Consider the following 11,231-nt stretch of genomic DNA (forward strand, 5'->3'; position numbering starts at 1 on the left):
ATCTCTAATCTAAAAATCTCTAATCTGAATGGATAAAGTTATCATATTTTCAGCACCGTCTGGAAGCGGAAAAACTACATTAGTAAAGCATTCTTTGGAAGTATTTAAGGAATTGCAGTTCTCGATCTCATGTACAACGAGACCACCGAGAGGAAATGAAATTCATGCTGTGGATTATCATTTTTTAAGTCCTGATGAATTCAGACAGAAAATTGCAGAAAATGCTTTTGTAGAATTTGAAGAAGTATATACTAATAAATATTACGGTACTTTAAAATCTGAAGTTGAAAAAATCTGGAATCAGGGAAAAGTGGTAATTTTCGATGTTGATGTAAAAGGTGGAATATCCCTGAAAAAATATTTTGGAGAACAGGCTTTATCAATTTTCATTGAACCGCCTTCCATTGAAGAATTGGAACGAAGATTGATTTCAAGAAACACCGATGATGCAGAAACTATCAAAACCCGCGTAGCAAAGGCAGAAGAAGAAATGTCTTATGCAAAAGAATTTGATAAAATCGTGATTAATTCCGATTTGAATATTGCAAAAGAAGAAATAGAAAGTTTAATAAAAAATTTTATAGAAAGTAACTAGAAATTAGTTTTTTAAAGCCTTAAAATCTTTAGTCTAATCTTCTATCTAATTTCTATAATCAAAAAACATTGAGGTTGATATGAGTACCGAAACATTAGAAAAAGCTAAGTCTGCCATTCCGGTAAGGGGATTTTTGGATATAAAAGATTTGGTGATTCCTCAAGGAGAAGAATTGGTAAAAGCTATTCTTCAATTGAAAGAAGAAAAAAATGCGGTAATTTTAGCGCATTATTACCAACCCGGAGAAATTCAGGATATTGCTGATTTCCTGGGAGATTCCCTTCAATTAGCCAGACAGGCAAAAGATACGAATGCTGATATGATTGTATTCTGCGGAGTACATTTCATGGCTGAAGCAGCAAAAATTCTGAATCCTACGAAAAAAGTTGTCCTTCCCGATACAATGGCAGGATGTTCTTTAGCAGACGGTTGTTCAGGTGAAGGCTTGAGAAAAATGCGTGAACAGCATCCGAATGCTTTAATTGCAACATACATTAACTGTAATGCCGAAACAAAGGCAGAAAGTGACATCATTGTAACCAGCTCAAATGCTGAAACAGTGATTGAAGCCCTTCCGAAAGACAGACCGATTATTTTCGCTCCGGATAAAAACCTGGGAAGATATTTATCTAAAAAAACGGGTCGCGATATGATTCTTTGGGATGGAAGCTGCATAGTTCATGAAGCGTTTTCAATGGAAAGAATTGCAAAGCAATTGGCAGATAATCCTGACGCAAAATTGATTGCTCACCCTGAAAGTGAAGAATCTGTTTTGAAATTAGCTCACTTTATCGGCTCTACTTCCGCTCTGTTGAACTATGTTGAAGAAGATGATTGTCAAAGATTTATTATTGCTACGGAAGAAGGAATTTTACACGAAATGAAAAAACGTGCTCCTCATAAAGAATTGATTCCGGCTTTGGTTTTCGACGAAAGCTGTAATTGTTCAGAATGTTTCTATATGAAACGTAATACAATGGAAAAATTGTATTTATGTATGAAGTATGAGCTTCCTGAAATTCTTATTGATGAAGAATTAAGATTAAAAGCATTGAAGCCAATCGAGGCAATGCTTGATCTTTCGAAAAGTATAAAATAATTTTTTCACAACATGTTGAATATTTAATTATATTTGAGAGAATATAAAATATAAACATGAAAAATTTAAAAAAATTAGACAGAAAAAGTCTTAAAAATGTAAAAGGCGGAGCTGGATTCTGCAATTTAAATTGTGAGATTCATGAAACTTGTGGAGTTGGTTGCAGTGGTGAACCTATTTGTGTTCCGAAAGGACAATATATTCCAGACAACTGTTAAAGAAAATAAAGAGGCTATCTGTTTAGACAGCCTCTTTTATTTTAAAAAACTTTTCTATTTCAAAATAATTTGTACATTTGTTCAGCAACAATGAATTTTTTAAGAAACATATCTGATATTTCTACTCCTGATTTCTCTATTTCGGAAGTATCTTTTGTTTCTACAACAACTACGACTACCCCATAAGGGGTAAATTTTCACATATAAATTCACATACGTATACTCTTTTATAAAGAGTAAAAATTTCATTTTTCTATAAATTAAAATAAAACAAATAATGAAAGTTTTAAAATTTGGCGGAACTTCTGTTGCCAACTCACAAAATATACTGCAAACCGGGGATATTATAAAAAGAGAAGCTCTTAAAAATAGAGTTATTGTCGTAGTTTCAGCACTTCATGGTACAACGGATAGCTTAATTAAAGCAGCAGAATCTGCTTCTAAAAAAGATGAAAACTATCTTCAGGTTATAAAAGATATTGAGGAAAAACATCTGAATCTGGTTAAAGAATTAATTCCGATTAGGGAACAAAGTTCATGGCTGAGCTTCGTTAAAAAACATTTTAATGATATTGAAGACCTCTGCAACGGAATTTTCGTTTTGGGGGAATTTACTGCTAGAATCAAAGATAAAATCACTTCTTACGGGGAATTTCTTTCCTCAAATATTATTGCTGCAAGGTTAAAATTTGAAGGACTTGATATAATGTGGATGAACTCCGCAGATAATATCATAACAGACAGTAATTTCACTAATGCTAAGGTAGATTTTGAACGTACAGAAGATAATTTGAGAAATTTTTTAAGTGAAAACCAGTATCAGATTATTATAGCTCCGGGATTTATTGCTAAAGATGAAAAAGGAAATTCAACAACCCTGGGAAGAGGTGGTTCTGATTATACCGCTTCAATTATCGCATCTGCTATCAATGCTGATGAGCTTCAGATTTGGACAGATGTAAACGGCATGATGACTTCCGACCCAAGATTAGTCTCAAATGCAAAACCAATTCCTGAAATTTCATATCATGAAGCAATGGAGCTTTCTCATTTTGGAGCAAAAGTTTTGTATCCCCCAACAATTCAACCTGTAATGGTTAAAAATATTAATCTAAGAATTAAAAACACCTTCAACCCCGAAGCTTTCGGAACTTTAATTTCTCATAATTTAGAAAAATCAGAATCTCAAAATCAACAGATTGCAGTTGGGATTTCTAATATGAGCAAGATTGCTTTGCTGACCTTGGAGGGAAGTGGAATGATCGGAATTCCGGGGATTTCGGCTAAGCTGTTTCAATGTTTAAACAGCGAAAAAATCAATGTGATTCTTATTACTCAAAGTTCTTCAGAACATTCTATTACTATTGCAATAAATGAAAAAGATATTTTTAATGCAAAAACTGCTATCGATTCGTCTTTTGAAGATGATGTAAAACTAAAAAAAGTGGAACCTGTAAAAATTGAAACCAATCTTTCTATTGTAGCATTAGTAGGCGAAAATATGAAAAGCAGAAGTGGTGTAAGTGCAAAAATGTTTGGTTGCCTGGGAAACAACGGAATCAATATTCGAGCGATCGCGCAAGGTTCTTCGGAGAAAAATATCAGCATTGTTATTTCAGAAAAAGACATCAAAAAAGCAGTAAATGTTTTACACGAAGAATTTTTTGAATCAGAAATAAAGCAGGTTCATCTTTATATCTGTGGAACAGGAAATGTTGGGTTGAAATTAATTCAGCAAATCTATAAACAGAACGAATATCTTAAAGAAAATCTTTTGATTAATCTAAGAATTGCGGGACTTTCTAACAGTCGTAAAATGATTTTCTCAGAAAAAGGAATTTCAGAAAGTGAATTTATTAATTTTCACAAAACAGGTGAAGAAGCATCTGCTGAAAAATTCGCACAGCAAATCATTTCTAAAAATTTAAGAAATTCTGTTTTTGTAGATGTTACGGCTAGTTCAGAAATTCCGAATATGTATGAAAAACTATTAAAAAAAAGTATAAATATTGTTGCCTGTAATAAAATTGCAGCGTCATCTGACTTTGAAAGTTATAAAAATTTAAAATCAATTGCCCGAAATCACAGTTGCAAATTTTTCTTTGAAACAAATGTCGGAGCAGGACTTCCCATTATCGGAACAATTAATGATTTAATAAGAAGTGGTGATAGAATAACGTCTATTCAGGCAGTCCTGAGCGGAACATTGAATTTTGTTTTTAACAATTATGATGGAAGCAAAACTTTCTCTGAAATCGTAGCGCAAGCTCAAAAAGAAGGCTACACGGAACCTGATCCGCGGCTTGATTTAGCAGGAACTGATGTCGCCAGAAAAATTCTAATTCTGGCAAGAGAAGCTGGATATTCCCTTGAATTTAATGAGATTGAAAATGAAAGCTTTCTTCCTGAAGAGTGTATGAATGGAAGTGTGGGAGATTTTTACCAATCTCTTATCAAATATGAAAGTCATTTTAAAAATTTATTGGAAAAAGCCAAAAATAACGGGAAAATTTTAAAATATGTTGCCGAATTTAAAGATGGGAAAGCCAAAGTCGGGTTACATCATATTGCTCCTGAAAGTGATCTTTTTCATTTGTACGGAAAAGATAATATTGTCATTTTAAAAACGTTGAGATATTCTGAACAGCCTTTGGTTGTAAAAGGAGCTGGTGCCGGTGCGGAAGTTACTGCAAGTGGTGTTTTTGCTGATATTGTCCGTTCCCTTTAAATTAAAATTATGAAAAAAGTTAGATTAAAAGTCCCTGCAACTGTCGCCAATTTAGTTTGTGGATTTGATATTTTGGGAATGGCGATTCATGAGCCGTATGATGAAATGGAATTGAGATTAACAGAATCCCCTGAAATTATCATAAAACATACAGACAAATTCGGTTTACCGGAAAAGCCTTTACAGAATGTTGCAGGTGTGGTATTGTTAAAAATTCAGGAGCATTTACATTTAAAAAATGGTTTTGAGGTTGTCATTAATAAAAAAATAAAACCCGGAAGCGGGCTCGGCTCCAGCGCGGCTAGCGCCGCCGGAGCCGCCATTGGAGCAAACATATTATTAGGAAATATTTTATCTAAGGAAGAGCTGGTCTACTTTGCCATGTTTGGTGAAGAATTGGCTTCAGATGTAAAACATGCAGATAATATTGCTCCGTGTATCTATGGAGGAATAACTTTAGTTAAATCATCAAATCCGGTTGATATTATCCCGTTGAGCTCTCCTGACTTATTTGTGACAGCGGTTCATCCACAAGTCGAAGTAAAAACTTCAGATGCACGACAGATTTTAAAGAAAAATATTCTTTTGAAGGATGCAATAGAACAATGGGGAAATATTGCGGGACTTGTTGCCGGAATTCAGAAAAATGATTTTGGATTGATTGGCAGAAGTTTGAATGATGTGATTATCGAACCTATCAGAAGTATTCTAATTCCGAAATTTAATGAAATTAAAGAAAAAAGTTTAGAGTTAGGAGCTTTAGGAGGCGGAATTTCAGGTTCTGGCCCTTCGGTTTTTATGTTATCCGAAAAAGAAGAACTTGCACAAAAAATCGCTGAAATGATGAAATCTGTTTATGATGAGATCGACATTGACAACTATGTTTATGTTTCAAAAATAAATCCATCAGGAATCAAAATTATTGATGAAGATTAAAAATTTAACCACAATGAATTATTACAATTTAAAAGATAAAAAAGAAATTGTTGATTTTAAAACAGCAACTATAAAAGGGCAAGGAAAAGACAAAGGTCTGTTTTTCCCAGAATTTATTCCGCAATTTGATACATATTTTATTGAAAATCTTCATCTTTTTCCAGACGAAGAAATTGCTTTTCAATGTATGAAAGATTTTGTAGGAGATGAAATTCCTTCTGATATTTTAATGGAAATTGTCTCAGAAACAATCAGTTTTGAAATTCCCCTGAAAAAAATCAGTGAAAATATATATTCGTTGGAACTTTTTCATGGTCCCACTTTGGCTTTCAAAGATATCGGAGCAAAATTTATGAGCCGATGTCTTTCCTATTTTTTGAAAAATGAAAATAAAAAAGTGACGGTTTTGGTTGCCACTTCAGGAGACACAGGAGGGGCAGTTGCCAACGGGTTTTACAAAACTACGGGAACCAATGTGGTGATTTTATATCCGAAAAACAGGGTAAGCCCGGTTCAGGAAAAGCAATTGACTGCTCTGGGTGAAAATACTTATGCATTAGAAGTTGACGGTAGTTTTGATGATTGTCAGAATTTGGTAAAACAGGCTTTTTCGGACGAAGAAATTAACTCAGAATTATTTTTAACCTCGGCTAATTCCATTAATGTTGCAAGATGGCTTCCCCAACAAATCTATTATGTGTTGGCATTAAAACAATGGCAAAAATTAGAAAAAGAGAATCCAGTAATTTGTGTTCCTAGCGGGAATTTCGGAAATATCTGTGCAGGAATTCTGGCTCATTTCAGAGGGCTTTCCGCTGAACATTTTATTGCGGCTTGTAATGAAAATGATATGGTTCCTAAGTATTTAAAGTCAAAAAAATTAGAACCAAAAGAAACAGTTGCAACACTTTCTAATGCGATGGATGTGGGGAATCCGAGTAATTTTGTTAGAATTTTAGAACTATTTGAAAATCAATTTGAAAATTTAAAAAGCAAAATTACGGGTTATTCGATTGATGATAAGAAAACTTTGCAAACAATTGCTGAAGTTTATGAAAAGTACAATTATATGCTTGAGCCTCACAGCGCAGTTGCCTATACAGCCCTGGAACAGTATTTGAAAGAAAAACCGGGTAAAAAAGGGTTTATTTTGGGAACGGCACATCCTGTGAAATTTCCTGATGCTGTAGAAAAGGCAACCCGTATTAAAATTGGCATTCCAAAATCTTTGGAAGAATTAATGAAAAAGGAGAAAAAAAGTGTAGAAATAACTCCTGATTTTGCAGAATTAAAACGATTTTTGCTTAATAAAAATTAAAAAATATGAGCAAGATTTATCTTGAAGACGTAAAAATATATGCTTATCACGGTGTTTTACCCGAAGAAAATATTATCGGGGCTTACTATATCTTAAATGTGGAACTACTCCACACTGATTTGTGGAAGGCCGCAGAATCTGATGATTTAAACGATACGATAAGCTATGCAGATATCAATGAAATCATTCATGATGAAATGAAAATTAAATCAAAATTACTGGAACATGTTGTAGGAAGAATCATTTCTAAAATCCATGAAAAATTTCCGCAAATTGATTATATTAAATTAAAAATAACAAAAACATCACCTCCAATGGATGGAGAAGTAAAAGGTGCAAGTATAGAATTAGAGAAAAGTTTCAAACCTGATAATTAAAAATATTATTAATTTCGCCTATTAAAAACATAAAAAATTGAAGTTCATCAACCTATTATTCATCTTAGCATTCGTCAGTATTTTTGGCCAGAATAAAGCTGACAATCAATTAGCTACCTACAATTTTCCAAAAATAAAATCCAGCATCACAATGCCTGTGACTATTCCGCTTTCGGAGATTAGCAATATGATCAATGCTTCCGTGAAGGAACTGATTTATCAGGATGACTCTTATACAGATAATAACAACGATCAGTTCAAAGTAAAAGTATGGAAAACCCGGCCAATACGCCTTGTTGGAGGTACCAATCAAAATTTACTGATTGAGGTTCCATTAAAAATATGGGCTGAAAAAGGTATCGGGACTTTGGGAGTTTACACGTATCAGAATACAACTTTTGAAACGGTGATGTCTTTCAATACGACTTTAAGTTTTAAAAATAATTGGACTATCACGACAAATACTCAACCCAATGGTTTTAGATGGGTGACAAAACCGGTTTTGGATTATGGAAAAATTCAGATTCCGATTACCTCTTTAGTTGAAAAAAGTTTAAAGGAACAGCAGGATAAATTTGGCAAAACTATTGACCAGCAAATGGCTACACAACTTAATTTTCAAAAATATGCTGTAATGGCCTGGAATGTTTTTTCGCAGCCTTTTAATATTTCTGAAGAATATAATACCTGGCTGAAGGTAACGCCTATCAATGTGAATCTTACTCCTTTGAAATTTTATGGAAATCAAATTGACACCAATCTTGGCATCGACATCTATTCTGAAACCTTCACCGGAAGTAAACCTGCCACATCACAAACAATCAGTTCAGCAGCCAATTTTAGTTTTAATCCCAATCTTGCTGATAAATTTTCACTTCAGACAACGGCAAACATCCCTTTTACTGAAGCAAGCAATATAGCACGAAAAACTTTTTTAAATAAGGAATTTGACATTAATGATTCAAAAGTAAAAATTATAGATATCAGAGTCTACGGAATTGATGAAAGGATTACAATTGAAGCTCAAACTGACGGCTACATTAAAGGAACTTCTATAATTTCGGGAATCCCCGTGTATGATGAGATGAAGAGGAAAATTGTACTGTCAAATACTAAATTTAAGTTGAAAACAACAAACATTTTACATAAAACAGCCTCTGTTCTTTTCCAGAGCAAAATTGTAAAAATGATAGAACAAGAGTATGGAATTCCTACTCAGGAACTTGAAGAAACTTCGAAAAAAAGCATTGAAGAAGCGTTTAATAAAGAGTATTATAAAGGTTTAAAAATGAACGGGAGGGTTTTTAATTTAAAACCAACTAAAATTCTTCTTTCATCCACAGGAATCACTGCTGTAATTGATACAAATGCTTCTTTAAAATTAATATTAAACGGATTTTAAAAACAACCTAAAACTATATTTAACCATGAGAAAATACTTACAAATTGTTAATAGACACAGAGCGTCTTCAGGATCAAGATTTGCAAACTATTTTTTAGACGGAATTTTTATACAGGTAATTTATTATGTAATCATTTTCATTTTTGGACTTGTATATGCTGTTATTTTTGGAGAAGCAATAGATTCTGAAGCTATAGAAGGTAATCTTGCAGTAAATATTTCTTTCATGTTTTTGTATTTACTTTTCTATTTCAGTTATTTCATTTTGATGGAATATTTTCTGGGAAAAACTATTGGTAAATACATTACCGGCACGTCTGTAATCAGCATAGATGGCAATAAACCTACAATAGGTCAAATAGTTGGACGTACTTTTTCAAGGCTTGTACCTTTTGATGCACTGTCTTTTTTGGGAGAAAATGGCTGGCATGACAGCTGGAGTGATACCAGAGTAATTAATACAAAAAATTATGATGCTGAAAAACAGGCTAAAAGCGAAATAGACGACCTTGGAAAGAAAGAAATTGCCTAAAAAGCTTTTGTTGAATAAAGAATTTTATTATATTTGCACACATTAAAAAACGGTGCTTTGGCCGAGTGGCTAGGCAGTGGTCTGCAACACCATCTACAGCGGTTCGAATCCGCTAGGCACCTCCCAATCAACCCCTAACCAGCTAATTTAAAGCATGTTAGGGGTTTTTATTTTTAAATATTCCAACTAAATCCCAACAAGTTATTTTATTATTTTTGCTTTTCTTCAATTACGCCAAGTTTGTTGTACTAAAATATTTGATTTGCATTCTAATTTTGTAATTTAAATTTCTGGAAATTTCTGGAATTGTAATTCAAATTGTTGAGGAAAACAAATTGGGGATTTTAAAGAAAGAATCATCCGTATAAAATCTTCAGTAAGAGATTAGATTCTTGATGTTTATTGTTATAATAAATTATTTTTCAGAGCCGGATTTCTTAAAGTAAACGAAGAAGTTATTTTTTCTATTGTTTTACGCGGTATTGAAAATAGAGAAAAACAAGAAACCCAAATTGTTTTGAAAAAGCCTATTAAACCAAATTTAATAATAACAAAGGACCATCCTTTTATTGATGTTGAATGGATAAGAAAAAGTTCTCGTACCTCTTAATAAAAAAACCTCTCGGGGCATTGAGAGGTTTAAACATGATTGTTTTATATTGAAAAGTAAGGTATATATAAAATTAAAGATTTTCAGAATTATCATTTTATGATTCCAATCATAAAAAATCTCCTGCTATGAAACAGGAGATTAAAAACACAAATGATGAAAAAAAATTATTTGGCATTTCCTGCCATTTAAAAATTTGCATTAAAGATAAGAAAAATCTTATATCTGGAGAAACTAAAATTTTTGTAAGTAAATAATTAACAACTTTAGAGCTGAAAAAAGATCATTCCTTTATAGAAAGAGGATGGATTAGAAAGAATCCAAGGACTCCAATAAAATAAAAACATCGGGACGTAGCCCCTACTACGCCATAAAAAAGAGACTATCTAAATGACAGTCTCTAACTAATTAAATGTTTCAAAGAAATTTTTTAAGACATTACAGGCATGCTTCTTCGTTAGAAACGCAATAGTAGGCCTGACGCGGAATACAGCATTTTCTATATCCTGGTAAACAATTTTGAACACAAGTTTCGATTCCTCCATTAATGGAAATCAATCTTTCTCTGGAAAGTTTTTTCAGATTTTTCATAGTTATTGTTATTTAGTTAATATTTTACGTTAAAAAACGCATTTACAAGTTACTATTTAATTTTATATAATATTAGTTAACACATAAAATATTTCAACATAAAAAAATCCCCAGCCTTAACTGAAGATTAGTAAAATTTGAAAGATATATTATAAAGTGTTTTCTCAAGTACAAAATTCTTACATCATTGCAAGGATTTTAATTTCATTTATATTTTTTGTATGACTTAGCGTCTTCTATTATTCAATACTTATGCCAAGAATATGATTAAAGCTACATCACGATTTAATGCGGAGACGCTCTTTGTAGTTTTGCTTACCATTCCTGATTCTTTTCCATAACCGCCCGTCATCGATTGGAATTTTTTATTGCAGTATTTTCGGAGATCCTCCGGGAAATTAACATCATAAAAAATCCTCAGATTTCTCCGAGGATAAAAACTAATAACCATGAAAACTCAAATTAAACATGAGTTATTTTTTATATTAAAATATTATGCCAATATTATTGGTCTTTCTCCTTTTAACTTTATTTTAAGAGTATTAAAAAATAAATAAATTAAACGTTGAAAGTTTTAATAACAAGAAAACTTTTTAACTCATCAGCACATTAAAAAAATAGGCTCTCATTTCTGAGAGCCTATTCCTATAAGGTAAATAATGAATTCATTATTTATTTAATGATTATTCTTTGATAAACTTCTTCTGTGCTTTACCCTGAACATCATCGATGTCAATCACATACACGCCACTTACCAATTTCCTAACATCAATATTGTTGTTTAAGATTAATCCGCTCGAAACTAGCTGACCCGCTGCATTATAA

Annotated in this window: 12 protein-coding genes and 1 tRNA gene; 11 read left to right on the forward strand and 2 right to left on the reverse strand. The window is 32.4% G+C overall.

Translation table 11 applies throughout. From position 1 onward, the window contains the following. The first annotated feature begins 28 nt into the window (after positions 1-28). From gmk to ACM39_RS19565, 11 genes are all read left to right on the forward strand, one after another. Complete coding sequence (gene gmk / locus ACM39_RS18055; protein ID WP_048512443.1) at positions 29-595, forward strand: guanylate kinase; 567 nt, start codon at positions 29-31, stop codon at positions 593-595. Between the two features lie 79 nt (positions 596-674). Beyond that, positions 675-1,694, forward strand: coding sequence for a quinolinate synthase NadA (gene nadA / locus ACM39_RS18060; protein ID WP_048512444.1), 1,020 nt, complete (start codon positions 675-677; stop codon positions 1,692-1,694). A 56-nt stretch (positions 1,695-1,750) separates the two neighbouring features. Then, complete coding sequence (locus ACM39_RS19315) at positions 1,751-1,912, forward strand: bacteriocin-like protein (RefSeq protein WP_165585139.1); 162 nt, start codon at positions 1,751-1,753, stop codon at positions 1,910-1,912. A gap of 277 nt (positions 1,913-2,189) precedes the next feature. Next, positions 2,190-4,640 carry a bifunctional aspartate kinase/homoserine dehydrogenase I gene (gene thrA, locus ACM39_RS18065; RefSeq protein ID WP_048512445.1) on the forward strand — a complete coding sequence of 817 codons (2,451 nt, stop codon included), beginning with the start codon at positions 2,190-2,192 and terminating at the stop codon, positions 4,638-4,640. Positions 4,641-4,649: 9 nt separating this feature from the next. Further along, positions 4,650-5,576, forward strand: a complete 927-nt coding sequence (locus tag ACM39_RS18070; protein WP_048512446.1) for a homoserine kinase — start codon at positions 4,650-4,652, stop codon at positions 5,574-5,576. Positions 5,577-5,589: 13 nt separating this feature from the next. Further along, positions 5,590-6,894, forward strand: a complete 1,305-nt coding sequence (thrC, locus tag ACM39_RS18075; protein WP_048512457.1) for a threonine synthase — start codon at positions 5,590-5,592, stop codon at positions 6,892-6,894. 5 nt (positions 6,895-6,899) lie between these two features. Next, positions 6,900-7,271: a dihydroneopterin aldolase gene (folB, locus tag ACM39_RS18080; RefSeq protein WP_048512447.1), complete on the forward strand. Its 372-nt coding sequence runs from the start codon at positions 6,900-6,902 to the stop codon at positions 7,269-7,271. Positions 7,272-7,308: 37 nt separating this feature from the next. Beyond that, positions 7,309-8,673, forward strand: a complete 1,365-nt coding sequence (locus ACM39_RS18085; protein ID WP_048512448.1) for a DUF4403 family protein — start codon at positions 7,309-7,311, stop codon at positions 8,671-8,673. A 25-nt stretch (positions 8,674-8,698) separates the two neighbouring features. Further along, entirely contained in the window at positions 8,699-9,205 is a 507-nt protein-coding gene (locus ACM39_RS18090; protein ID WP_048512449.1) for an RDD family protein, read from the forward strand. 51 nt (positions 9,206-9,256) lie between these two features. Continuing rightward, positions 9,257-9,327 (forward strand) — tRNA-Cys (locus tag ACM39_RS18095). Between the two features lie 616 nt (positions 9,328-9,943). After that, entirely contained in the window at positions 9,944-10,072 is a 129-nt protein-coding gene (locus tag ACM39_RS19565; RefSeq protein ID WP_262483805.1) for a hypothetical protein, read from the forward strand. A 181-nt stretch (positions 10,073-10,253) separates the two neighbouring features. On the opposite strand, the gene ACM39_RS19670 is transcribed toward ACM39_RS19565, so the two are convergent. After that, positions 10,254-10,406 carry a bacteriocin-like protein gene (locus tag ACM39_RS19670; protein WP_410470255.1) on the reverse strand — a complete coding sequence of 51 codons (153 nt, stop codon included), beginning with the start codon at positions 10,404-10,406 and terminating at the stop codon, positions 10,254-10,256. A 683-nt stretch (positions 10,407-11,089) separates the two neighbouring features. Next, on the reverse strand, positions 11,090-11,231 hold a 142-nt coding region (locus tag ACM39_RS19675), incomplete at its 5' end, for a T9SS type A sorting domain-containing protein (protein ID WP_131701491.1).

This window comes from Chryseobacterium sp. FH2, assembly GCF_001045455.1.
GTDB lineage: Bacteria > Bacteroidota > Bacteroidia > Flavobacteriales > Weeksellaceae > Chryseobacterium.

What these genes read in the sequence shown, in the direction of transcription:
- ACM39_RS18090 (WP_048512449.1), top strand. Translation starts at nt 8,699, where the DNA reads ATGAGAAAATACTTACAAATTGTTAATAGACACAGAGCGTCTTCAGGA.
- ACM39_RS19565 (WP_262483805.1), top strand. Translation starts at nt 9,944, where the DNA reads ATGAAACAGGAGATTAAAAACACAAATGATGAAAAAAAATTATTTGGC.
- nadA (WP_048512444.1), top strand. Translation starts at nt 675, where the DNA reads ATGAGTACCGAAACATTAGAAAAAGCTAAGTCTGCCATTCCGGTAAGG.
- ACM39_RS18070 (WP_048512446.1), top strand. Translation starts at nt 4,650, where the DNA reads ATGAAAAAAGTTAGATTAAAAGTCCCTGCAACTGTCGCCAATTTAGTT.
- ACM39_RS19315 (WP_165585139.1), top strand. Translation starts at nt 1,751, where the DNA reads ATGAAAAATTTAAAAAAATTAGACAGAAAAAGTCTTAAAAATGTAAAA.
- thrA (WP_048512445.1), top strand. Translation starts at nt 2,190, where the DNA reads ATGAAAGTTTTAAAATTTGGCGGAACTTCTGTTGCCAACTCACAAAAT.
- folB (WP_048512447.1), top strand. Translation starts at nt 6,900, where the DNA reads ATGAGCAAGATTTATCTTGAAGACGTAAAAATATATGCTTATCACGGT.
- ACM39_RS19670 (WP_410470255.1), bottom strand. Translation starts at nt 10,406, where the DNA reads ATGAAAAATCTGAAAAAACTTTCCAGAGAAAGATTGATTTCCATTAAT.
- gmk (WP_048512443.1), top strand. Translation starts at nt 29, where the DNA reads ATGGATAAAGTTATCATATTTTCAGCACCGTCTGGAAGCGGAAAAACT.
- thrC (WP_048512457.1), top strand. Translation starts at nt 5,590, where the DNA reads ATGAATTATTACAATTTAAAAGATAAAAAAGAAATTGTTGATTTTAAA.